Annotated in this window: 25 protein-coding genes; 12 read left to right on the top strand and 13 right to left on the bottom strand. The window is 70.6% G+C overall.

Annotation, left to right across the window (positions count from 1 at the left end; all coding sequences use genetic code 11):
- Window positions 1-34 precede the first annotated feature (34 nt).
- Entirely contained in the window at window positions 35-1,390 is a 1,356-nt protein-coding gene (locus ABZ477_RS00440) for a DNA recombination protein RmuC (protein ID WP_360126184.1), read from the top strand.
- Between the two features lie 69 nt (window positions 1,391-1,459).
- On the opposite strand, the gene ABZ477_RS00435 is transcribed toward ABZ477_RS00440, so the two are convergent.
- Together ABZ477_RS00435 and glpX are read right to left on the bottom strand one after the other, a co-directional pair.
- Window positions 1,460-1,663: a UDP-N-acetylmuramyl pentapeptide phosphotransferase gene (locus ABZ477_RS00435; protein WP_360126181.1), complete on the bottom strand. Its 204-nt coding sequence runs from the start codon at window positions 1,661-1,663 to the stop codon at window positions 1,460-1,462.
- 144 nt (window positions 1,664-1,807) lie between these two features.
- Entirely contained in the window at window positions 1,808-2,797 is a 990-nt protein-coding gene (gene glpX / locus ABZ477_RS00430) for a class II fructose-bisphosphatase (protein ID WP_360126178.1), read from the bottom strand.
- A gap of 188 nt (window positions 2,798-2,985) precedes the next feature.
- Here glpX and fbaA point away from each other — a divergent pair, with 188 nt between their 5' ends.
- Window positions 2,986-4,014: a class II fructose-bisphosphate aldolase gene (gene fbaA, locus ABZ477_RS00425; protein WP_360126176.1), complete on the top strand. Its 1,029-nt coding sequence runs from the start codon at window positions 2,986-2,988 to the stop codon at window positions 4,012-4,014.
- A 71-nt stretch (window positions 4,015-4,085) separates the two neighbouring features.
- Here the strand turns inward: fbaA and ABZ477_RS00420 are convergent, their stop codons facing one another.
- The 4 genes from ABZ477_RS00420 to ABZ477_RS00405 form a co-directional block, all read right to left on the bottom strand.
- Window positions 4,086-4,757, bottom strand: a complete 672-nt coding sequence (locus tag ABZ477_RS00420) for a zf-HC2 domain-containing protein (RefSeq protein ID WP_360126173.1) — start codon at window positions 4,755-4,757, stop codon at window positions 4,086-4,088.
- Window positions 4,754-5,260, bottom strand: a complete 507-nt coding sequence (locus tag ABZ477_RS00415) for a sigma-70 family RNA polymerase sigma factor (protein ID WP_360126170.1) — start codon at window positions 5,258-5,260, stop codon at window positions 4,754-4,756. Before ABZ477_RS00415 ends, ABZ477_RS00420 begins: the two co-directional genes overlap by 4 nt.
- A gap of 109 nt (window positions 5,261-5,369) precedes the next feature.
- Complete coding sequence (locus ABZ477_RS00410; protein ID WP_360126167.1) at window positions 5,370-5,939, bottom strand: DUF6264 family protein; 570 nt, start codon at window positions 5,937-5,939, stop codon at window positions 5,370-5,372.
- Complete coding sequence (locus ABZ477_RS00405; RefSeq protein WP_360127873.1) at window positions 5,936-6,976, bottom strand: 4-hydroxy-3-methylbut-2-enyl diphosphate reductase; 1,041 nt, start codon at window positions 6,974-6,976, stop codon at window positions 5,936-5,938. The genes ABZ477_RS00410 and ABZ477_RS00405 overlap by 4 nt, the downstream gene beginning before the upstream one ends.
- A gap of 109 nt (window positions 6,977-7,085) precedes the next feature.
- Here ABZ477_RS00405 and xseA point away from each other — a divergent pair, with 109 nt between their 5' ends.
- The 7 genes from xseA to ABZ477_RS00370 are packed head-to-tail and all read left to right on the top strand — an operon-like array spanning window position 7,086 to window position 13,613.
- Window positions 7,086-8,456, top strand: a complete 1,371-nt coding sequence (xseA, locus tag ABZ477_RS00400) for an exodeoxyribonuclease VII large subunit (protein ID WP_360127870.1) — start codon at window positions 7,086-7,088, stop codon at window positions 8,454-8,456.
- A complete protein-coding gene (locus tag ABZ477_RS00395) occupies window positions 8,444-8,686 on the top strand; it encodes an exodeoxyribonuclease VII small subunit (RefSeq protein ID WP_360126164.1) in 243 nt (80 codons plus the stop codon). The genes xseA and ABZ477_RS00395 overlap by 13 nt, the downstream gene beginning before the upstream one ends.
- Window positions 8,686-9,327 (top strand): DUF4245 family protein, encoded by a 642-nt coding sequence (locus tag ABZ477_RS00390; protein WP_360126162.1) that lies wholly within the window; start codon window positions 8,686-8,688, stop codon window positions 9,325-9,327. The genes ABZ477_RS00395 and ABZ477_RS00390 overlap by 1 nt, the downstream gene beginning before the upstream one ends.
- Window positions 9,324-9,965, top strand: coding sequence for a carbonic anhydrase (locus tag ABZ477_RS00385; protein ID WP_360126159.1), 642 nt, complete (start codon window positions 9,324-9,326; stop codon window positions 9,963-9,965). The genes ABZ477_RS00390 and ABZ477_RS00385 overlap by 4 nt, the downstream gene beginning before the upstream one ends.
- 30 nt (window positions 9,966-9,995) lie before the next feature.
- Window positions 9,996-11,390, top strand: coding sequence for a class II fumarate hydratase (locus ABZ477_RS00380; protein ID WP_360126156.1), 1,395 nt, complete (start codon window positions 9,996-9,998; stop codon window positions 11,388-11,390).
- Between the two features lie 52 nt (window positions 11,391-11,442).
- Complete coding sequence (locus ABZ477_RS00375) at window positions 11,443-12,960, top strand: HAMP domain-containing sensor histidine kinase (protein WP_360126153.1); 1,518 nt, start codon at window positions 11,443-11,445, stop codon at window positions 12,958-12,960.
- Window positions 12,957-13,613 carry a response regulator transcription factor gene (locus ABZ477_RS00370; RefSeq protein WP_360126150.1) on the top strand — a complete coding sequence of 219 codons (657 nt, stop codon included), beginning with the start codon at window positions 12,957-12,959 and terminating at the stop codon, window positions 13,611-13,613. The genes ABZ477_RS00375 and ABZ477_RS00370 overlap by 4 nt, the downstream gene beginning before the upstream one ends.
- A gap of 88 nt (window positions 13,614-13,701) precedes the next feature.
- Here the strand turns inward: ABZ477_RS00370 and ABZ477_RS00365 are convergent, their stop codons facing one another.
- The 4 genes from ABZ477_RS00365 to ABZ477_RS00350 form a co-directional block, all read right to left on the bottom strand.
- Complete coding sequence (locus ABZ477_RS00365; RefSeq protein WP_360126147.1) at window positions 13,702-14,328, bottom strand: hypothetical protein; 627 nt, start codon at window positions 14,326-14,328, stop codon at window positions 13,702-13,704.
- A gap of 201 nt (window positions 14,329-14,529) precedes the next feature.
- A complete protein-coding gene (locus ABZ477_RS00360) occupies window positions 14,530-15,828 on the bottom strand; it encodes a PhoH family protein (protein WP_360127867.1) in 1,299 nt (432 codons plus the stop codon).
- 270 nt (window positions 15,829-16,098) lie between these two features.
- Complete coding sequence (locus ABZ477_RS00355; RefSeq protein WP_360126144.1) at window positions 16,099-17,220, bottom strand: aminotransferase class V-fold PLP-dependent enzyme; 1,122 nt, start codon at window positions 17,218-17,220, stop codon at window positions 16,099-16,101.
- An 80-nt stretch (window positions 17,221-17,300) separates the two neighbouring features.
- On the bottom strand, window positions 17,301-18,080 hold the full coding sequence (locus ABZ477_RS00350; RefSeq protein ID WP_360126141.1) for an isoprenyl transferase: 780 nt from the start codon (window positions 18,078-18,080) through the stop codon (window positions 17,301-17,303).
- A gap of 152 nt (window positions 18,081-18,232) precedes the next feature.
- On the opposite strand from ABZ477_RS00350, the gene ABZ477_RS00345 reads away from it, so the two are divergent.
- Window positions 18,233-18,922: a hemolysin III family protein gene (locus ABZ477_RS00345; RefSeq protein ID WP_360127864.1), complete on the top strand. Its 690-nt coding sequence runs from the start codon at window positions 18,233-18,235 to the stop codon at window positions 18,920-18,922.
- Window positions 18,923-18,950: 28 nt separating this feature from the next.
- Here ABZ477_RS00345 and ABZ477_RS00340 read toward each other — a convergent pair whose 3' ends face one another.
- Window positions 18,951-19,217: a hypothetical protein gene (locus tag ABZ477_RS00340; RefSeq protein WP_360126139.1), complete on the bottom strand. Its 267-nt coding sequence runs from the start codon at window positions 19,215-19,217 to the stop codon at window positions 18,951-18,953.
- 65 nt (window positions 19,218-19,282) lie between these two features.
- On the opposite strand from ABZ477_RS00340, the gene ABZ477_RS00335 reads away from it, so the two are divergent.
- Both ABZ477_RS00335 and greA read left to right on the top strand, forming a co-directional pair.
- Window positions 19,283-19,675 carry a DUF4307 domain-containing protein gene (locus ABZ477_RS00335; protein ID WP_360126136.1) on the top strand — a complete coding sequence of 131 codons (393 nt, stop codon included), beginning with the start codon at window positions 19,283-19,285 and terminating at the stop codon, window positions 19,673-19,675.
- 82 nt (window positions 19,676-19,757) lie between these two features.
- Window positions 19,758-20,249 (top strand): transcription elongation factor GreA, encoded by a 492-nt coding sequence (gene greA, locus ABZ477_RS00330; RefSeq protein ID WP_360126133.1) that lies wholly within the window; start codon window positions 19,758-19,760, stop codon window positions 20,247-20,249.
- A gap of 79 nt (window positions 20,250-20,328) precedes the next feature.
- On the opposite strand, the gene ilvA is transcribed toward greA, so the two are convergent.
- Window positions 20,329-21,567, bottom strand: coding sequence for a threonine ammonia-lyase (gene ilvA, locus ABZ477_RS00325; RefSeq protein ID WP_360126130.1), 1,239 nt, complete (start codon window positions 21,565-21,567; stop codon window positions 20,329-20,331).
- Entirely contained in the window at window positions 21,564-22,754 is a 1,191-nt protein-coding gene (locus tag ABZ477_RS00320) for an AI-2E family transporter (protein ID WP_360126127.1), read from the bottom strand. The genes ilvA and ABZ477_RS00320 overlap by 4 nt, the downstream gene beginning before the upstream one ends.
- Window positions 22,755-22,785: the final 31 nt, after the last annotated feature.

Raw genomic sequence — 22,785 nt, 5'->3', positions numbered from 1 at the left:
CCGGAGTGTCGGAGGCATCAGCGATCCTTCTTCCATGGATGCACTTCTCGTATCGATCCTCGGGCTCGGCGGCCTCGCGGCCGGGCTGCTCGCGGGATGGTTCGCAGGGCTCGCTCGTGGCGCGAACCGATCGGCGCGCGAGCTCGGCGACGTGCGGACGCGGCTCGCCGGTGCCGAGGCCGCGCGGGCCGGCGTCCAGGCGCAGCTCGACCACCAGCACGTGCTGTACCGGGAGCTCGCCGCGCAAACCCGGCACGACCAGGCCGCACGCGAGGAGCGCGAGCGCCGCGAGCAGGCGGTCCTGCGCGCGCTCGCCCCCGTGTGCGAGTCCCTGCAGACGATGCAGCTGAAGGTCGACGCGCTCGAACGCGACCGGCAGGAGCAGTTCGGCTCGCTCGCCGAGCAGCTGCGGCACTCGCGCGAGGCCGACGAGGCGCTGCGCGCCACGACGGAGTCGCTCGCGAGCGCCCTGCGGTCGGGCAGCACGCGCGGCGTGTGGGGCGAGACGCAGCTGCGTCGCGTGGTCGAGGCGGCGGGTCTCACGCGCTACGTCGACTTCGACACGCAGACCTCGATCTCGACGGATGCCGGGGCCGGGCGCCCCGACATGGTGATCCGGCTCCCCGGCGACAAGGCCCTCGCGGTCGATGCCAAGGTGCCGCTGGACGCCTACCTCGAGGCGAGCGCCATCCCGCTGACGGCGCAGGGGCCGGAGGGCGCGCGGCGCAAGCTACTGCTCGACAAGCACGTCAAGGCCGTCCGCGCCCACGTCGACGCCCTCGCCAAGAAGACGTACTGGGCGGGACTTTCATCGAGCCCAGAGTTCGTTGTCTGCTTCGTCCCGAGCGAGTCGCTCCTCGCGGCCGCGCTCGAGGAGGACCCTGCCCTGCTCGACTACGCGTTCGGCAAGCGCGTCGCGCTCGCGTCTCCCGTGAACCTGTGGGCCGTGCTCAAGACCGTCGCCTACACGTGGACGCAGCAGGACGTCTCGCAGGAGGCTCGCGCCCTGTTCGAGCTCGGGAACCAGCTCTACGAGCGGCTCGGCAGTCTCGCCGGTCACGCGGACGACCTCCGTCGCGCGATCGAGCGGACGGTCGACAGCTACAACAAGTTCGCGGGATCCCTCGAGTCACGCGTGCTCGTGAGCGCGCGCCGGTTCCCGGGCATCGACGCCACGAAGCTCGAGGCGGTCGCCGCCCCGGCCGCGATCGAGCGCGCGCCGCGCCGGCTCACGGCCCCGGAACTCCTCGAGGGGATCGACGCGGAGTCCGACGAGCCCGGGGAGCTCGGAGAGCCCGGGGAGCTCGGGGACACGGACGAGCCGCGCGACGAGGCCGCGCTGACGGCGGATCTGGGCGAGCTGCGCGCGCGCCTCACGCCGGGTGAATGAACCGCGACCGCCTGACCGGCGAGCCCGAGGCAGGGCTCACGCGCAGCCTTGGACAGCGCGGGGCCGAGCTCAGGCCCCGCCGGGGACGAGGCTCATGAGCGCGATGACGCCGGCCGAGACCAGCACGAAGGCGCCGATCATCCACCACACCGAGACCTGATGTCCTTCATCGCGGCGCACGCGGAAGAAGACGTCGGGACGTCGCGCGGGGTCGGTGGCGTTCTTGACGACCGCCTGTGCCCCGGTCTGCGGGCCCGTGCTCTGCGCGGCCATCGGCATCCCTCTCGCGACATGGACGGCGCCGCGATCGACGCCGCAACCATTGTGCCAGACGCCCCACGGCCCAGCCGGGAGGGTTGACAGCGCGTCAGGCAGCCGGCCGGTCGGCCTCAGCCGGCACCGGCCGCCGGAAGCGGCTCAGAGCCACTTGGACGTGAGGTGCTCCGACGAGATGCGACGAAGGGTCCCGGAGGCCCCGCGGAGCACGACGCTCTCGGTGTAGACGTAATCGCCCGCGCGGCGGACGCCGCCCACGAGCTCGCCGTTGGTGACGCCCGTCGCGACGAAGAGGGTGTTCTTGCCCGTCACCATCTCGTCCGCGCTGTAGACGTAGCCGTCGACCTTGAGGCCCGCGTCGATGCCCTTCTGCTTCTCGTCGTCGTCGCGCGGCCAGAGGCGCCCCTGGATGTGCCCGCCGAGCGCCTTGATGGCGCACGCCGTCACGATGCCCTCGGGGCTGCCGCCGATGCCGACGCACATGTCGGTGCGCGCGTTGTGGCGCGCAGCGTTGATGCCGCCGGCGACGTCGCCGTCGGACATGAGACGCGTCCCGGCGCCGGCATCCCGGATCTCCTGGATGAGCTCGGCGTGCCGCGGACGGTTGAGCACCGAGACCACGAGCTCGTCGACGGGCTTGCCGAGCGCCTTCGCGAGGCGGCGGATGTTCTCGCCGATCGGCAGCTCGATGTCGACGACGCCGACGCCGGCGGGCCCGGTGACGAGCTTGTCCATGTAGAAGACGGTGGACGCGTCGAGCATCGTGCCGCGATCCGAGACCGCGATGACCGACAGGGCGTTGTTGCGCCCCTCGGCCGTCAGCGTCGTGCCGTCGATCGGGTCGACGGCGATGTCGCACTGCGGGCCGCGGCCATTGCCCACGGCCTCGCCGTTGTAGAGCATGGGCGCGTTGTCCTTCTCGCCCTCGCCGATCACGATGACGCCGTCGAAGTTGACCGTCGTGAGGAACGCGCGCATCGCGTCCACGGCGGCGCCGTCGGCGAGCTCCTTCTGACCGCGGCCGATATACGGCACGGCCCGGATCGCGGCTGCTTCGGTCGCGCGAACGAGTTCGAGCGCGAGGTTGCGATCGGGATGCAGAGGGCTCATGTCTTCGGTCAGGCTCACCATGGCGTCAGCCTAGCCGCGGGCTCGGCTCCGACCCGAGGTTTTACGCCGCCTGGAGGCGAAGGATTCATGATTCTTTCACGTGGAGCAGGACTGCCCGTCCGCCGACTTGTCCCGGCGCCGAGGCATCCCGCCGATCAGGGCGCCCTCGCTAGAGTGGCCGTGGAATATCCCCGAGCAAGGAGACCGAAATGCCCGTCGCTACCCCAGAGCAGTATGCCGACATGCTGGACCGCGCGAAGGCGGGCGGATTCGCCTATCCCGCGATCAATGCCGCGAGCTCGCAGTCGATCAACGCGATCCTGCAGGGGCTCACCGAGGCCGGCTCGGACGGAATCATCCAGGTGACCACGGGCGGCGCGGACTACTTCGCCGGCCACACCGTGAAGGCGCGCGCGACGGGCGCCCTCGCGTTCGCGAAGTTCGCGACCGAGGTCGCCAAGAACTACCCCATCACGATCGCGCTGCACACCGACCACTGCCCCAAGCCCGCGCTCGAGGACTTCGTGCTTCCCCTGCTCGCAGCCTCGGAGGAAGAAGTGAAGGCGGGCCGCAATCCGATCTTCCAGTCGCACATGTGGGACGGCTCTGCCGTGCCGCTGGACGAGAACGTCGACATCGCCAAGGAGCTCCTCCCCCGCCTCAAGGCGATCAACGCGATCCTGGAGGTCGAGATCGGGGTCGTCGGCGGCGAAGAGGACGGCGTCAAGCACGAGGGCTCGAATGAGGCGCTGTACACGACGACGGCGGACGTCGCCAAGGCCGTCGAGGCGCTCGGTCTCGGCGACCAGGGTCGCTGGATCGCCGCCCTCACGTTCGGCAACGTGCACGGCGTCTACAAGCCGGGCAACGTCAAGCTCCGCCCCGAGCTGCTCGGCGAGATCCAGGCCGGCATCGCGTCGCAGTTCGGCACGGGCGAGAAGCCGCTCGACCTCGTCTTCCACGGCGGCAGCGGCTCGACCGACGAGGAGATCGCCCTCGCGGTCAAGAACGGCGTCGTCAAGATGAACATCGACACCGACACGCAGTACGCCTTCACGCGCTCCGTCGCGGGCTTCATGTTCTCCAACTACGACGGCGTCCTGAAGGTCGACGGCGAGGTCGGCAACAAGAAGGCCTACGACCCGCGCGCGTGGGGCAAGATCGCCGAGACGGCCATGGCGGCTCGCGTCGTCGAGGCGACGAAGCAGCTCGGCTCGTACGGCCAGTCGAAGTCCTGACCCCGGTCACCTCGGATGCCCCGGCCCGCAAGGCCGGGGCATCCGTCCTTTCCGGCCTGTTTCCGGGACAGCTACGGCAGGTCGTAGCTCATGAGCACCGAGCCGTCCATGGAGCGGATCTCGACGCTCCGGATCTCGTCGACGTCGAGCGCAGTCCCCGCCGAGAGCCGTGCCGTCGACCCCGCCGCGGCGCGCCAGGTCGACACGGTGGAAGCGTCGCCCGCGCTGTCGACGACGGCGAGGGCATACGTCCACTCGCGCCCCTCCGACCCTTCGGACTCGGGATAGCGGCAGTCGAGCTCGATGCGCGTCCCCCAGTTCACCGACGTGAGGCGCACGTTCGCCTGGAGCGGGATGTCGACGACCGCCTCCAGGGCGAACGTGTCGGCGGGCCGGAACAGCGGCGCGATCGTGAACGGCACGGCGATGGCCGCGAGGACGAGCACGGCCGCTGCGACGAGGGCCACGACACGCGTGCGCCGACGGCGGCGCGCGCGCTCCCGCGCCTGGGAGAGGATCGCGACGGGCCGAGGATCGTCGGGCTGCTCGCCGTCGATCTGCTCGGCCTCCTCGGGCGACAGTCGCGACAGGAGCCCCGCCGTCGGTGCGAGCTCCCCGACGCCGCGGCGGCACTCGTCGCAGTCGGCGAGATGCTCCTCGTACTCACGCCGATCGGCCGGAGAGAGCGCGCCCAGGACGTACGCGGCATCCCACTGCGCGAAGCGGGGGTGGTCGGCGATCATCGCGTGACCCCCCTCTCCTGCAGCGCGAGACGCAGTGCCCGCAGGCCGTAATGCAGCCGGGACTTGACCGTGCCGTCCGGGATGCCGAGCTCGGCCGCCGTCTGGGCGATGCTGAGTCCGCGATAGTAGGCCTTGACGATGACGGCCCGATGCTCGACGGTGAGCGAGGCGAGCGCCTCCTCGATGAGGATCGCGTCGAAGAGCGCGTCGGTGTCGTCGCCCGTCGCGCGCTCGGGCAGCTCGTCGACCGTCCGCTCATGGCGACGGCGCGCGCTGCGCGCCTCGTCGATGACGATGCGACGGGCCACCGTGAACATCCACGCGCGGGTCGTCGACGGCTCCTGCTCCATGATCTTCGGCGACCGCCACGCGCGCAGCAGCGTCTCCTGCACCACATCGTCGGCACCCGCCCGATCTCCCGTGAGCCGCACGACGTAGCGCCACACGGGCGCTGCATGCGCGTCGTACAGCGCGACGAGCCGCTCCTCCTCGTCGGACGGCACCGATCACCTCCTCGCTGGAACCACGGATCAGCACGCCGAAAGGTTCACTCGACCGCGGTCGGCTGTGACCCGGTGCCTCGAGTATGGCCCGAGCCGAGGTCGCGCGAGGTCAGGAGAGGGTCGTCGCGAACTGCGTGAAGGCGGGGTCCCCCAGCAGCGGGATGCTGATGCACACGTAGACGAAGATGTACGTCACGACCGCCCCGACGACGGGGACCCACCACGAGAGGCGCCCCGCGCGCAGCCGCCGCCATGCCAGGAGCGCGGTCACGACGAACCCCGCGACGAGCACGACCGCCGCGATGGGACCCCACAGCTGCGCGGACTCGACGTTCGTGAACTCGCCCGGCACGCCGAGGATCCGCATCGCCTGGTCGGCGAGCCCGGCGAGGTCGAAGTACGAGATCGCGGTCGCGATGACGTTGAAGGCTCCGATGGCCAGGAGCGCGAGGGTCACGGCGCGATCGACGCCGCGCGACGCCGGCACCGGCGGCGCGGGCGACGTGTCGACGGGCCAGCCCGACGCGGACTCGGCCACGTCCTCGGGCGCCTGCCCCGTCTCGAGCGCCCAAGTCGCATCGGGCTGCTGGATTCGCGCGCGCTGCTCCTCCGGCGTCGCGTACTCGCCGTACGCGGGGCGCGGCCGCGGATCGGGCTGCGAAGCGGCGCTGTCGCTCACACGCGGCTCCGTCCGCCCAGCGCGCGGTCGTCGCGGCGGCCCTCGGCATCCTGCCGCAGCTCCTTGGGGAGCGAGAACATGAGGTCCTCCTCCGCCGTCCGCACCTCCCGCACGTCGCGGTAGCCGGCGCCGGCGAGCTCTTCGAGCACCTCCTGGACGAGGACCTCGGGCACCGACGCGCCGCTCGTCACGCCGACCGTCGAGACGCCCTCGAGCCACTCCTGCTCGACCTCGTCGGCGTAGTCGACGCGGTACGCGGCCTTCGCCCCATGCTCGAGGGCGACCTCGACGAGTCGGACGCTGTTGGACGAGTTCGCCGAGCCCACGACGATGACGAGATCGGCATCCTTCGCGACCTTCTTGATCGCGACCTGCCGGTTCTGCGTCGCGTAGCAGATGTCGTCCGACGGCGGATCCTGCAGCTCGGGGAACCGTTCGCGCAGGCGTCGCACGGTCTCCATCGTCTCGTCGACCGACAGCGTCGTCTGCGACAGCCAGACCACCTTGGACGGATCCCGCACGACGACCGAGTCGGCTTCGTCGGGAGAGCCCACGATCGTGACGTGATCGGGCGCCTCGCCGGCCGTCCCCTCGACCTCCTCGTGGCCGACATGGCCGATCAGCAGGATCTCGTAGTCGTCGCGCGCGAAGCGCACCGCCTCGCGGTGCACCTTCGTCACGAGCGGGCACGTCGCGTCGATCGCGTTGAGCCCTCGGTCGGATGCCGCGTTCACCACGGCGGGCGAGACCCCGTGGGCGCTGAACACGACGTGGGCGCCTTCGGGCACTTCGTCGACCTCGTCGACGAAGATCGCGCCCTGCTGCTCGAGCTCGGTCACGACGTGGATGTTGTGCACGATCTGCTTGCGCACGTACACGGGGGCCCCGAAGCGCTCGAGGGCCTTCTCGACGGCGACGACGGCGCGGTCGACGCCGGCGCAGTACCCGCGCGGAGAGGCGAGCAGAACCCGCTTGTCTCCTGACACCGGGATATCCTTGAGGCGCTCACGCCGCCGCGGGACACGCGGGACGGGCATACGGACCGCGGGGGCTGCAGACGGCGAACTCACCCCTCGATTGTATGGGCGCCGCCGATGCGCGGCCTGGGCGTGCGCTCCACGGAAGGACCCCATGATGCAGAGCGCGATGAGCGCCCCGGGCGAACGTCCGGTCGCGGCGCGCACCGCCTTCCAGCCCGAGGTGGTGCCCGGCGAGCCGCCTCCCGCCGATGCGGTGCACCCGCGCGACTCGACTCCGCAGGCGCCCACCTCGGTCTCGCGGCTCAACGAGACGATCCGCGGATTCATCGACAAGTGGGGCTCCGTCTGGGTCGAGGGCGAGATCACGTCGTGGAATCTGCGCGGCGGCAACGTCTTCGGCAAGCTCAAGGACCTGGGGTCGGACGCCCTCATCTCGTTCCGCCTGTGGTCGAGCGCCCGGGGGCGCGTGCCGGCCGACCTCAAGGTCGGCGATCACGTCGTGGCCTGCGTCAAGGCCGACTACTTCGTCAAGAACGGCGACTTCGGCTTCAGCGTCTCGGCGATGCGGCACGTCGGCCTCGGCGATCAGCTGGAGCGCCTCGAGCGGCTGCGCGCCCAGCTGCGCGCCGAGGGCCTCTTCGACCCCGCACGCAAGAGGCCGGTGCCGTTCCTCCCGCACCTCATCGGCCTCATCACGGGTGAGAACTCGGATGCCGAGAAGGACGTCCACCGCAACGCCGAGCTGCGCTGGCCGCACGTGAGGTTCCGCACCAAGCACGTCGCCGTGCAGGGCGAGCGATGCGTTCCCGAAACGATCGCGGCACTGAAGGCGCTGGACGCCGACCCCGACATCGACGTCATCGTCATCGCGCGCGGCGGCGGCGACCCGCAGACGCTGCTGGGCTTCAGCGACGAGCGGCTCATCCGCGCCGTGGCCGCGGCATCCACTCCCGTCGTGAGTGCGATCGGCCACGAGAACGACCACCCGATCCTCGACGACGTCGCGGATCTGCGCGCCTCCACACCCACCGACGCCGCGAAGCGCATCGTGCCGGATGTCGCGGAGCAGCGCGCTCTCGTCGCGCAGCTGCGCGCCCGCCTGACGACGCGCCTCACCCACCGGCTGCAGCACGACATCGCTCAGCTGGAGCAGCTGCGCTCGCGTCCTGCCCTGCGCTCCCCGCAGGCGATGCTCGAGTCGCGCTCGCACCAGCTGTGGCTTCAGGTCGCGCGCGGCCGTGACATCCTCGAGCGCTCCCTCGAGGCGCAGTCGCGCCGCACCTCCGAGCTTCGCGCGTCGCTGCGCGCCCTCTCGCCGGCCTCCACGCTCGCGCGCGGCTACGCGATCGCACACCTCTCCGACGGCGTCATCGTCCGCGACGCGGCGCAGGCCCCGGCTGGCGCCGGCGTCATCGTGACGGTCGGCCGAGGTTCCTTCGCAGCGCACTCCGACGGCGAGATCGCCGAGGGAGGGACGGATGCCGAGACCCCCGCGGCAGGGACCCCCGATGCCGCCGAACTAGGATGGAAGGCATGACCGTGCCGAGCGAAGGCGTCCCTGACGTCGCGTCACTGTCGTTCGAGCAGGCCCGCGACGAGCTCGTGCGCGTCGTCGCCGAGCTCGAACAGGGTGCTCCGACGCTCGAGCACTCGCTCGCCCTGTGGGAGCGGGGCGAGGCGCTCGCGCAGCGATGCGAGGAGTGGCTGCTGGGCGCGAAGCGCCGCCTCGAGCAGGCCCGCCCCGCCGCGGAGGCCGCGGACGCGTGATGGCCAGAGCACCGCGGGTCGTCGCCGAACTGGGCCGCCCCGAGACACCCGAAGAGACCGCCGACCGCAAGGCGGCGTTCTCGGCCGCGTATCGCGCGAGCAAGAACACGCGGAACCTCGTCGCGGCCCTGCTCGCGACGCTCGCGGTCGTCGTCGTCATCGTGTTCGCCGTCCCGCGCGGTGAGCTGCCCGCGCGCGAGCCCATCGACGTGGCGGCCGTCGCCGAGGAGGTCTCGTCCGCCGAGGGCAGGGCCGTCATCGCCCCTGACGTGCCCGACGGATGGATCGCGAACTCGGCGAAGATCGAGGGCGACTCCGTGCGCGCGTGGACGATCGTCTACGTGCCCGACGAGGCATCCGGATATCTCCGCGTCGCGCAGGGCTTCGACGCGGATCCCGCCTGGACGACGCGGGCGCTCAGCGGCGCGTCGGTCGACGGCACCGTCACGATCGACGGCGTCGTGTGGGACGTCTACGACATCCCCGACCCCGAACGCGCCGGCAACGTCTCGGTCGCGCTCAGCACGCGAGCCGGCGACGACATCGTCCTCGTCTACGGCTCCACCGACGAGGAGACCGCGCAGATCGCAGCGGCTGCGCTCGCCGACCAGGTGCGCGCGATCGACGAGGAGGCACGATGACAGAGACCGCCCCGACGCCCCGCAAGGTCTGGCAGGAGATGGTGCGCGGCAACACGCGCTTCGTCTCGGGCGAGCCGCAGCATCCCCGCCAGGACGTGGAGCGCCGTCACGAGCTCGCGACAGGGCAGAAGCCGCGCGCCGCGCTCTTCGGCTGCTCCGACTCGCGCCTGGCGGCCGAGATCATCTTCGACAAGGGGCTGGGCGACCTCTTCGTCGTGCGCAACGCGGGACAGGTCATCACGGATTCCGTCGTCGGAAGCCTCGAGTACGCCGTCGCGGTCCTCGGAGTGCCGCTCATCGTCGTCCTCAGCCACGACGCGTGCGGTGCGGTCGCCGCCGCGATCGACAGCACGACTCCCGAGGCGGCCGCGCTGCCCCCGAACATCTGGCGCCAGATCGCCCCCATCGTTCCGGCCGTGCGGCACGTCATCCAGAGCGGCGACGGCGGCCAGATCGACGCGGAGACCGTGGGCCGCGCACACCTGCGCAACACCGTGACGGACCTGCTGCACGCGTCGGAGCTCATCAGCGACGCCGTCGCCGAGGGTCGCGTCGCGATCGTGGGCGCCAACTACCGCTTGGCCGAGGGCACCACGGTGCCCGAGATCATCGTCGGCGACGTCGAAGACGCCGCCTGACAACACCGAACACTCCGGGAGGACGACGACGTGACCGACATCGAGTACCGCATCGAGCACGACACCATGGGCGAGGTGCGCGTGCCCAAGGACGCGCTCTACGCCGCCCAGACGCAGCGCGCGGTCGAGAACTTCCCCATCTCGGGCGACGTGCTCGACCCCGCCCAGATCGTCGCTCTCGCCCGCATCAAGAAGGCCGCGGCGCTCGCGAACAAGGAGCTCGGCACCCTCGACGGCGCCGTCGCCGACGCCATCTCGCGGGCCGCCGACCTCGTCATCGCGGGTCAGCACGCCGACCAGTTCCCGATCGATGTGTACCAGACCGGCAGCGGCACGTCGTCGAACATGAACATGAACGAGGTGCTCGCGACGCTCGCGACGCGGGACCTCGGCTCGACGGTCCATCCGAACGACCACGTCAACGCCTCGCAGTCCTCGAACGACGTCTTCCCGACCTCCGTGCACATCGCGGTGACGCAGGAGCTCATCGACGACCTCATCCCGGCGCTCGACCACCTCTCCGTCGCCCTCGAGGCCAAGGCCGAGGAGTGGAAGTCGGTTGTCAAGTCCGGCCGCACGCACCTCATGGATGCGACGCCGGTGACCCTCGGGCAGGAGTTCGGCGGCTACGCGCGCCAGATGCGCCTGGGCATCGAGCGTGTGCAGGCCGTCCTCCCCCGGGTCTCGGAGGTCCCCCTCGGCGGCACGGCCGTCGGCACGGGCATCAACACGCCGATCGGATTCCCGCAGAAGGTCATCGAGCTGATCGTCGCCGACACCGAGCTGCCGATCACCGAGGCGAAGGACCACTTCGAGGCCCAGGCCAACCGCGACGGCCTGGTCGAGGCATCCGGCGCGCTGCGCACGATCGCGGTCTCGCTCACGAAGATCAACAACGACCTGCGCTGGATGGGATCGGGCCCCAACACGGGGCTCGGCGAGCTGCACATCCCCGACCTCCAGCCCGGCTCGTCGATCATGCCCGGCAAGGTCAACCCCGTCGTCCCCGAGGCGACGCTCATGGTGTGCGCGCGGGTCATCGGCAACGACGCGACGATCGCGTGGGCGGGTGCCTCCGGCGCGTTCGAGCTCAATGTCGCGATCCCCGTGATGGGCACGGCGCTGCTGGAGTCCATCCGCCTGCTCGCCAACGCGTCGCGCCTGCTCGCCGACAAGACGATCGACGGCCTCGAGGCGGACGTCGAGCGCGCCGCGGCGTACGCCGGGATGTCGCCCTCGATCGTGACGCCGCTCAACAAGCTCATCGGCTACGAGGCCGCGGCCAAGATCGCGAAGCACTCGGTGGCGAAGGGCATCACGGTCCGCGAGGCGGTCATCGACCTCGGCTACGTCGAGCGCGGCGAGCTGACCTTGGCTCAGCTCGACGAGAAGCTCGACCTGCTGTCGATGACGCACCCTGGATGAGCGCGCACCGCGCCTCGTATCGCCCCGGTCCTCGCGGGGCGATAATCGGGGAATGACGCGCACGCCCCGCCCGATCTCGGCACGCGCCCGCATCTTGGGAGCAATCCTGGCGGTCGCGTGCGTCGGGCTGGCCATCGTGGGCAGCGTCACGTTCCTCGTGCAGCGCGAGCGCGTCATCCACGACGTCGACGATCGCCTGAGGGCGCAGGTCAGCATGCTCAACTCGGTCTCGGACACCTCGCAGCCTCAGCCGGATGCCTCGGGGTCGGGAGCTACGACCGCGGTCGAGGACCTCGATCCCGAGGATTACGACTCGATCGAGGAGTACCTGCATGCGGCTGTGGCCGTCCTCGTGACCGGGCGGAACGAGGCATCCGTCGCAGTGATCGACGGCGTGCCGCGCTGGCGGCCTCGGACCCTGTCCGGCTTCGACATCTCGCAGGACCGCGCCTTCATCGAACGCGCGGTGGCCGAGACGGAGAAGGAGGACGGCACGGTCATCGGCACGGCCGCGACCGACGACGGGTCCCTGCGGTACATCGCGATCCCCGTCGAGATGCCAGGCGACGACACCCAGGGCGTCTACATCCGCGCGGTCGACCTCGGCGCCGAGCTCTCGCCCGTGACGGCGGCCGTCGCGACGTACTGGATCGCCGCCATCGCGATGGTCGGTGCGATCGGCATCGTCGGCTGGTTCGTCGCCGGCCGCCTGCTCTCGCCCATCCGGCACATCCGCGACGCCGCCGACTCCATCACGATCACCGACCTCTCACCGCGCCTGCCCGAGCAGGGCAACAACGACATCTCGGACCTCACGCGCACCGTGAACTCGATGCTCGACCGGCTCGAAGGGTCGGTCGACGTCCAGCGGCAGCTCCTCGACGACGTCCGGCACGAGCTCAAGACGCCCATCACGATCATCCGCGGGCACCTCGAGATGATGAACCCCAGGGATGCCGAGGACGTCACGAGCACGCGTGACATCGGCATCGCCGAGCTCGACCGGATGACGCGGCTCGTCGACGACATCGACCTGCTCGCGAGCGTCGAGGGAGAGCTCGTCGAGCTCGCCGACGTCGACCTCTCGAGCCTGACGGCGCGCGTCGGCGAGCTCGTGACGGCCATTCCGGGACACGACTGGACGGTCGAAGCGCAGGCGATCGGCACGGTCCGCGCCGACCACGACCGCCTCCTGCAGGCGTGGCTGCAGCTCGCCGACAACGCGGCCAAGTACACGCCGGAAGGCGCTCCGATCGAGATCGGCAGCGCCCTGGACAACGAGGACGCCCGTCTCTGGGTCCGCGACCACGGCCCGGGCATCCCTCCTGCAGTCCGTCACCGCATCTTCCGGCGCTTCGACCGCGCACACGGCAAGCGGACCGTCGGCGGTTCTGGCCTCGGCCTCGCGATCGTCGACGCCATCACCAAAGCGCACGGCGGTCGATGCGTCGTGACCGACACCCCCGGCGGCGGGGCGACCTTCACGATCCATCTGCCGCTGCCCTCCTCGGCGCTCCCCCAGCCTGTGCGCGCGGGCGACGTCGTGCTCCAGCGGGAGGCCTCCGGATGACGCGCATCCTGATCATCGAGGACGAGCCGCGCATCGCGGCGTTCGTGAGCCGCGGCCTCGAGGCCGCCGGCTACGTCACGGCTGTCGCCGAGGACGGCGCCGAAGGGCTCGAGCGGGCGCTCCGCCCCGACATCGACCTCGTCCTGCTGGACGTCGGCCTCCCCACGATGGACGGCTTCGAAGTGCTGCGCGAGCTCCGCAGCCGCGGCAGCGCCGTCCCCGTCATCATGCTGACGGCACGGTCCAGCACCCGCGACACGGTGGAAGGGCTCGACGCCGGCGCGAACGACTACATGTCCAAGCCGTTCACGTTCGACGAGCTCCTCGCGCGGGTGCGATCGCGCCTGCGCGAGAGCACGCAGCCCGCGTCGACCTCGCTCACGCACGGCGACGTCGTGCTCGACATCCTCGGCCGGCGTGCGACCGTCGCGGGCCGCGAAGTCGAGCTCTCGGCGCGCGAGTTCTCCCTGGCGGAGCAGTTCCTCCGCAACCCCGGGCATGTGCTCAGCCGAGAGCAGCTTCTCAGCCGGGTCTGGGGCCTGGACTTCGATCCCGGTTCGAACGTCGTGGATGTGTACGTGCGCTACCTGCGAGCGAAGCTCGGCTCCCAGCACATCGTGACGGTGCGCGGCGCCGGCTACCGCTGGGAGTGACCGCCCTCCCCCAGAACGAAGAGAAGCCCCCGGTGCTGGGGGACACCGGGGGCTGGGAAAGGGTCGGAGCTGGGGGACTCCGGCCCGGTCAATCGCCGCGTGGGGGCTGGGGCGATTGAGCTCTCTTCGATCCGGACGAACGTCCGGACTCGTCACCCGCGTGTGCGGGAGTCTTCAGGCGATCTGTCGTCAGATCGCTCATGGCCTGCTCGAGGCGCTTGGCCTCGATGAAGTCGATCCAGCGGTCGATGCGCCCCGAGGACCAGCCGTTGGCGATCGCCCACGCGCGCAGGCGGTCGAACGAGCCGGACTGGACGGCCTGCTCCTCGATCTCGCGGCGGGTGAGGTCGGGCTCGACGGGCGGTGCGGGGGCGGCAGGGGCCGCGGCCTCGGCGGGCTGCTCAGTGGAGGGCTGCTCGGCGGGCGGAGCGACGGGCGCCGGCTCGGCGACATCGCGAGGCTCGGGGGCGGGTACGATTTCCGCCGTGGGCGCCGGCGCCGAGATCTCGGGCGCGGCCACGGCCGGGGCAGTCGTACGCGGGGTGGGGGTGACACCGACGGCGCTGGGCGTCACGCGGACGACGTCGACGCCCGCCGCTGCACCCGGAACGTCCACGAGCGCGGTGCTGTTGCTCAGGGTCACGGCGCACGCGACGGCGACGACGGCCGCGCCGACGGCGAAGCCGCCTGCTGCGAATCCCGCTCGCGCGTCCATCCGTTGCTCCCGTGTCATTGCCCAAGGTGGAGAAGGGTGCGCACGGCACTTGACCCCACGCCTGTTCCATGGTCGCACCCGAGTGTGAGAGTACGGCGAGAGACAGATGAGACTCTTCTCATGTTCATGCCGGCGCATGTACGAAGGAGGGTCGGGAGCAGCATCCCGACCCTCCTTGACCGGTCCTTGACCGGCCTGTGCTCACGCGAGCTCGCCGGCCTCCAGCAGCTCCGTCACGAGCGCGGCGATGGCGGAGCGCTCCGAGCGCACGAGTGTCACGTGCCCGAACAGGTCATGGCCCTTGAGGGTCTCGATGACCGACGAGACGCCGTCGTGGCGGCCGACGCGCAGGTTGTCGCGCTGTCCCACGTCGTGGGTCAGCACGACACGGGAGTTCTGTCCGATGCGGCTGAGAACCGTCAGCAGGACGTTCCGCTCGAGCGACTGCGCCTCGTCGACGATCACGAACGCATCGTGCAGGGACCGGCCGCGGATATGCGTCAGGGGCAGGACTTCGAGCAGGCCCCGCGCGATGACCTCCTCGATGACGTTCCCCGACACGACGGAGCCGAGCGTGTCGAACACGGCCTGGCCCCACGGGTTCATCTTCTCCTGCTGGTCGCCGGGGAGATAGCCGAGCTCCTGCCCGCCGACCGCGAAAAGCGGGCGGAAGACGATGATGCGCTTCTGCTGCTGGCGCTCGAGGACGGCCTCCAGCCCCGCGCACAGCGCGAGGGCCGACTTGCCCGTGCCCGCGCGACCACCCAGCGACACGATCCCGACGTCGGGGTCGAGGAGCAGGTCGATCGCGATACGCTGCTCCGCCGAGCGTCCGTGGAGGCCGAACACCTCGCGGTCGCCGCGCACGAGCCGGTACTCCCCTTCACCCGTCACGCGACCGAGCGCCGAGCCTCGCTCGGAGTGGATGATGAGCCCCGTGTTGACCGGGAGTCCGTTGACCTCGTCGCTGATGGCGACCTCGGTCTCGTAGAGGTCGCTCAGGTCGTCGCCTGACACGTCCAGCGTCGCGATGCCGGTCCAGCCGGAGTCGACGGCCTGCTCCGCCAGGTATTCCTCAGCCGTGATCCCGAGGGACGCGGCCTTGACTCGCATCGGGAGATCCTTCGAGACGACGATGACCTCCTGACCGTCCTGGGCGAGGTTCATGGCGATCGCGAGGATCCTGCTGTCGTTGTCGCCGAGCCGCATGCCCGAGGGCAGGACCGAGGCGTCGGTGTTGTTGAGCTCGACGCGCAGCGTGCCGCCCTGCCCGACGGGAACGGGGAAGTCGAGCCGCCCGTGCTCGATCCGCAGCTCATCGAGATGGCGCAGCGCCTGACGCGCGAAATAGCCGATCTCGGGGTCATGCCGCTTGCCCTCGAGCTCGGTGATCACGACGACCGGGATCACGACGTTGTGCTCGGCGAAGCGGAAGAACGCCCGCGGATCGCTCAGCAGCACCGAGGTGTCCAGCACATACGTGCAGAGCACCTCCCCCAATTCGCCGGCCTCGACGGCCGACTCGCGGTGCTGCCTGTGTGGTGCTCGTGTCGTCACAACCCACTCCCGCCCCGGGTTCGTCACCCGGCTGCCAGCGAGTCGACCGTGGGTCACGAGTCGCGATCCGTGAGGCCGACTCGAACGGGCGCTCTGCCCGTTGGGATGAACGTACGTCGCGGTTGTGTCAGACGATGGGGCGACACGCACGATCCGCGTTACAGGTTCGTGAATTCTCCTGAACGGATCAGGATGCCGCGGAGACGGCGACCGTCACCACACGCGGGCCGACGAGAAGGCCGCGAGGGCGTCGCCGAAGAGCCGCAGCGTATCGGCGCCCGTGCCGACGTGCGGTGCGACGCGCACGAGGTCGGAGCGCACCGTCACGGTGAGACCGTGGTTGGCCAGCGAGGCCGCCAGCGGGGCGGCATCCTGCGGCGCGGGTGCCAGCGCGACGATGCCCGCGCGGCGCTCGGGCTCGCGGGGGGTGACGACGGGGATCTCGTATCGGTCGGCGAAGTACATGACGTCGCCGGAACGCGCGACGAGCTCGCGCTCTATCGCCTCGATGCCGACCTCCACGATGTCGCGCACAGCCGTCGCGAGGCGCGCGAACGCGAGGTGATCGGGTCCCGCGACGCTGAACGCCTGCGCGGATGCCGCCGGCTGAGGGACGGCGTCGAGGGGCAGATCGCCCTCCGTGCCGGCGAAGCCCGACAGGACGGGAGTGAGGCGCTCGAGGGCCCGGGCGCTGAACCAGGCGAAGCCGGTGCCGCGACCCGCGCGGAGCCATTTGTATCCGTTGCCGCATACGACGTCGGCCGCGGCCCAGTCGGCGTCCACGGCCCCGAGCCCCTGCACGGCGTCGACGATGAGGAGCCGATCGCCGATGACGTCGCGCAGCGCCGACAGATCGGCGCGATAGCCCGTGCGGAAGTCCACGAAGCTCACGGCGACCGCCGACGTCTCGTCGGTGAGCGCGTCGCGGACGGCCTCGGGCGTCACGAAGCCACCTTCGGGCTCGAGCCACTGGACCTGGATCGCGCCCAGCGCCGCCTCGGCGCGGGACGCCGAGACCGTCAGGCTCGGAAACTCGGCGCGCGACACGAGGAGTCCGCCCGACAGCCCGTAGATCGCCTGCATGAGCCCGTAGGTCGTGGAGGGCTGCAGCACGACCTGCTCGGCATCCGTCCTCAGCAGCTGCGCGAGCAGGTCTCGCACTTCGCGTGCATGGTCGGCCACGAGATCGATGCTCGAGCGGCGACCCGAACCGAGCAGCTCGGCGTCGGCGTGGACCTCGGCCCGCACGTTCGGCGACAGCGGTCCGAACGCCGCCCAGTCGAGATAGCCGGGCTCGCCGTCGAACGAGGCGAGGAAGGACTCCCAATCGGTCACATCGTCATTCTGGCATGCGAATGCCGGCCGCGTGACGCGTCGACGAGGGCCAGGTCAGAGGGGGAATCCGGTCCCGTCCATCAGCCGCCGTAGCGGCGATCGCGCGTCGTGTAGTCGCGGATGGCGCGCAGGAAATCGACTTCGCGGAGGTCGGGCCCGAGCGCTTCCACGAAATAGAACTCGCTATGGGCGGACTGCCAGAGGAGGAAGTCGCTCAGGCGCTGCTCCCCGGACGTGCGGATGACCAGGTCCGGGTCCGGCTGCCCGCCCGTGTAGAGGTGCTCGCCGATCTGCTCCGGCGTGAGGCTCGCGGCGAGGTCGTCGAGCGAGCCGCCGTCCTCCTGGTGCTTCGCGATGATGCTGCGCACGGCGTCCACGATCTCACTGCGGCCGCCGTAGCCGACGGCGAGATTGACGTGCAGGCCGGTGTTGTCGCGCGTGCGGTCGGCGGCCTCCGCGAGCACGCGCGCGAGGTCTGCGGGGAGCAGGTCAGCACGTCCGACGGCCTGCACGCGCCAGTCGCGCTCGCGCGACAGCTCGTCGGCGAGTTCCGCGATGATCTCGATGAGGTCGGCGAGCTCCTTCGAGTCGCGCTTGCGGAGGTTGTCGGTCGACAGCAGATAGAGCGAGACCACGCGCACGCCGACGTCGTCGCACCAGCCGAGGAACTCGCGCATCTTGGCGGCGCCCGCCCGGTGCCCGTGCGCCGCGGTCTCGTAGCCGAGCTGGCGGGCCCAGCGGCGATTGCCGTCGATCATCATGGCGATGTGCTGCGGGACGGATGCCGGGGGCAGCTGCCGCCGGAGGCGGTTGATGTAGAGCCGATAGAGAGGCCCGCGGCCCTCGTTCGTCGCTCTCACACGCCTACCGTACCGCGGCGTCCTCCGGGCCGCCTGCCACGGGCGGCCGCCGTCCGCGCGCATGCGTACGCCTTCGGGAATGCGCCCCGCCGTAGGCTTCTCGCGTGGAGCACAAGACCGAGGGTCCCGCTGTGGACGACGAAGGCGCATCGATGCCGCAGCTTCCTCTTCTCGAGGACGCGGCCGCGACGGCGGGCATCGAGCTCAAGCCGTCGTGGCGCGGCTGGATCCACGCGGCGACCTTCCCCGTCGCGATCGCCGCGGGCATCGTGCTCATCGCGCTCGCTCAGGGCCCGGCCGCCAAGTGGTCGTGCGCCGTGTTCATGGCGACCTCGCTCCTGCTCTTCGGCAACTCGGCGCTGTACCACCGCTTCAACTGGAAGCCGAAGACGCGCGCCATCCTCAAGCGCATCGACCACGCGAACATCCTGCTGCTCATCGCCGGCACCTACACGCCGATCGCCGTGCTCGCGCTGCCGACCGACAAGTCGATCATCCTGTTGTCGATCGCGTGGGGCGGGGCGATCCTGGGCATCCTCTTCCGGGTGTTCTGGATCGACGCGCCGCGCTGGCTCTACGTGGCGCTCTACCTCGCGCTCGGCTGGGCCGCCGTCATGTACATCGTCGACCTCTTCCAGGCGAACTGGGTCATGGTGATCTTCGTCGCGGTCGGCGGCATCCTGTACACGCTCGGCGCCGTCGTCTACGCGATGAAGCGGCCGAACCCGTGGCCCGGGCATTTCGGCTTCCACGAGATCTTCCACGTCTGCACGGTCCTGGCGTTCCTCTGCCACTGGACCGCGTGCCTGCTCATCGCCCTGGACCCCGTCTACCACGGCTGACGGCGGCCGCGGGCTGCGGCATCCGCGCTCAGCTCTTGGGCGGCTCTTCGTCGCGTGTCTCGCCCGACGCCGCGGCCTCTTCCGCGTCGAGCATCTCGTCGACCTCGGAGCGGATCCGGGCGCGGCGGATGCGGCGCATCATGTCCCACACGAGCAGCACGACGGCCAGCGCGAGGAACGCGATCGCGACGAAGCCCCACGGGCCCGGAGTCACGAGCTCGGGATCGACCGCCGGAGTCGGCGACGGAGTCGCGTCCGCAACCGCACGGGACAGTGCGGCGATCGCTGCGTGCATCGGGTTCCTCTTCCGCGGAGCGCTTAGCCTGGAGTCTCCAGCCTAATTCGCCCGACGGGACACGCATGACGACGCAGGAGATGCTCGACGAGCGCTACGGCCGCACACGCCGCGGCGGACGGCGCTGGATCGTGGTGATCGGCGGCCTCATCGCGCTCGTCGCTGTGGGCGCCTTCGCGTGGCTCACGGTGGCGAATTCGCTCAACGCCGTCGACGTCGACACGACCGGGTTCCAGGTGGTCGACGAGCGCACCGTGACGCTCGAGTTCCAGGTGAGCGCACCCGCCGGATCCGCGATCGCGTGCGCCCTCGAGGCGCAGGACGAGGGGCACGGCGTCGTGGGCTGGAAGGTCGTGGAGATCCCGCCCGCAGCGACGCATGCGCAGGCGTTCCAGGAGACGATCCCGACCATCGCCGAGGCCACGACGGGTTTTGTCAACTCCTGCTGGGTGACGTAGTCTGACCGGACCGAAGTTTCGACAGACGCCCTGGCCAGCGCCGGGGCGTCTCGGCTTATCCCCCTCATCGAAGGAGACCGACGTGTCCAGCGACGCCACCGTCACGTTCCTGACGCAGGATGCCTACGACCGCCTCGCCGCCGAGCTCGAGCATCTCTCGACCACGGGCCGCGAGGAGATCGCCAAGCGCATCGAAGCGGCGCGCGAAGAGGGCGATCTCAAGGAGAACGGCGGCTACCACGCCGCCAAGGACGAGCAGGGCAAGCAGGAGGCGCGCATCCGCACGCTTCAGTCGCTTCTCAAGGATGCGAAGGTCGGCGAGGCGCCCGAGAGCACCGGCGTGGTCGAGGGCGGCGTCGTCGTGACGGCCATCGTCGCCGGCGGCGAAGAGGTGTTCCTCCTGGGCAACCGCGAGATCGCCGCCGACTCCGAGCTCGACGTGTACAGCGAGGCCTCTCCCCTCGGCAGCGCCATCCTGGGCCTCAAGGAGGGCGACAAGACGTCCTACACGGCGCCCAACGGCCGCTCCATCGAGGTCGAGATCGTGAAGGTCGAGACCTACGCGGGTCAGTGACCCCTTCGCGAGACTTCCGAAACGGGCCCCGGCACGCCGTGTCGAGGCCCCTTTTCTGAAGTCTCGCGCACCTGCGGGATCAGTCCGGGGCGACCGTGGGGGCGAAGCCGGCCTCTTCGAGGGTCGCGATGACATGCGCGCGGTGCTCCTCGCCGCGCGTCTCGACGCTCAGCTGGAGGATGACCTCGCTGATCTGGAGGCCCTGCCCGTGGCGGGTGTGCAGCACCTCGATGACGTTGGCGCCGGCCTGTGCGAGCAGCTCCGAGACGCGCGCGAGCTGACCCGGGCGATCGGGCAGCGGGATCCGCAGGGTCATGTACCGACCGGATGCCGCCAGCCCGTGCGCGACGACGCGCTGGAGCAGCAGCGGGTCGATGTTGCCGCCGGAGAGCACCGCGACTGTCGGGCCGGACGCCGTGATCTTGCCCGCGAGGATCGCGGCGACACCAACCGCGCCGGCGGGCTCGACGACCTGCTTCGCCCGCTCCAGGAGCGCCAGGAGCGCCCGCGCGATGTCGTCCTCCGACACCGTCACGACTTCGTCGACGAGCTCGCTGATGATCTCGAACGGGATGTCGCCCGGCCGGGCGACGGCGATGCCGTCTGCGATCGTGGGCCGCGTGCTGACCTCGACGGGGTGGCCGACCGCGAGCGACGTGGGATAGGCCGCGGAGTTCTCCGCCTGCACGCCGATGACCCGCACGGTGCGGCCCTCGGCGGCGGCGCGGGCCTTGACGGCCGCCGCGACGCCCGCGATCAGACCGCCGCCGCCGATCCCGAGCACGACCGTCTCGACCTCCGGGAGGTCGCGGTAGATCTCCAGGCCCAGGGTCCCCTGCCCGACGATGACGTCGCGGTGGTCGAAGGGGTGGATGAGCACGGCGCCGGTGCGCTCGGCGAACTCGGCGGCGAGCTTGAGGGGCGTCTCGACGGTCGCGCCCTCCAGCACGACGTCGGCCCCGTAACCGCGTGTCGCGAGGAGCTTGGGGACGGGGACGCCGAGGGGCATGAAGATCGTGGCGGGGATGCCGAGAGCCTGCGCCGCGAGGGCGACGCCCTGCGCGTGGTTGCCCGCCGACGCCGCGACGACACCGCGGGCCCGCTCCTCGGGGGTCAGGCGCGACAGGCGGTACGCCGCGCCGCGGATCTTGAAGGAGCCCGTCCGCTGGAGGTTCTCGAGCTTGAGGTGCACGGGAACGCCGAGGACCTCCGACAGCGAGAGCGAGTCCTCGAGCGGAGTGTGCGAGACGACTCCCGACAGGACCGCCGCGGCATCCTCGAACTCGGCCAATCCCGGCACAGTCGCGGACAGATTCATGCACGGCTCCTTCGAGGTCGTGGGACGGTGCTCCAGATGAGATCGCCGTGGGGACTTTCACCGGTCTCCCACGCGCGCGAGCTCAGATAGACCGCGACGACGTTGACGAAGGCGGCGAGGGGCACAGCGAACAGGGCGCCGGGGATGCCGGCGATCATGGCGCCGCCCGCGACGACCAGGACGACGGCGAGCGGATGGACCTTGACGGCCGAGCCCATGAGCAGGGGCTGGAGCACATGGCCTTCGAGCTGCTGGACGCCGAGGACGACCACCAGCATCCAGAACGCCGTCCACGGGCCGTTGTAGACGAGCGCGAGGAAGACCGCGAGGGTTCCGGAGACGACGGCGCCGACGATCGGCACGAAGGCGCCGAGGAAGACGAGCACGGCGACGGGGATCGCGAGCGGGACGCCGAGGAGCCAGGCGCCCAGGCCGATGCCGATCGCATCGATCGTCGCGACGAGGAGCTGCGTGCGCGCATAGTTGACGACCGTGACCCAGCCGGCCCGGCCGGCGCCGTCGACCGCAGGCCGTGCGCGCTTGGGGAACAGCCGCGTCGTCCACTTCCAGATGCCCGCGCCGTCGGCGAGGAGGCACAGGAGGATGAAGACCGAGAGGACGGCTCCCGTTGCGACGTGACCCAGCGTCGTGCCGATCGCGAGGGCACCGGACAGCAGGAGCTCGGCCTGCTGCTGGATGAAGACCCAGGCCTGCGAGAGCATCCCGTCGATCTCCTCGGGGCTCAGGTGCAGCGGGCCGTCGATGAGGTACTGACGCAGCCGCTCGACCGCCTCGATCGTCTTGGCCTGGACACTCGACCACTCGCGGCTGACCTGCCACACGACGAGCCATACGAGACCCCCGATGACGGCGATCGCCCCGACGGCGGCGACGACGATCGCGATCCACTTGGGCACGTGGTGACGCAGCATCCACGAGAACGCGGGCCAGAGCAGAGCCGTCACGAGGATCGAGACGAGGAGGGGGATGACGAGGAGCTTGAGCTGGATGACGAGCCAGATGACGACACCCGCGGCGGCGGCGAGGACGAGCAGCCGCCACGCGTACGCGGTCGCGATGCGCAGCCCGCGCGGGAGCGAATCCGTGACCTCGGTCGAGACGATGCGGGTGCGGTCCCGGAGAGCGTCGAACACGGAACCGCGGGGCTTTTCGTCGGGGCCGCTCATCCGCCCAGTCTAGGCCTCGGCATCGGAGCCC

This window comes from Microbacterium sp. NPDC019599 (assembly GCF_040632175.1).
In the GTDB taxonomy this organism is placed as follows: Bacteria; Actinomycetota; Actinomycetes; order Actinomycetales; family Microbacteriaceae; genus Microbacterium.
Note: the sequence above shows the minus strand (reverse complement) of the source record. Positions and strands in the feature narration are given on the sequence as shown.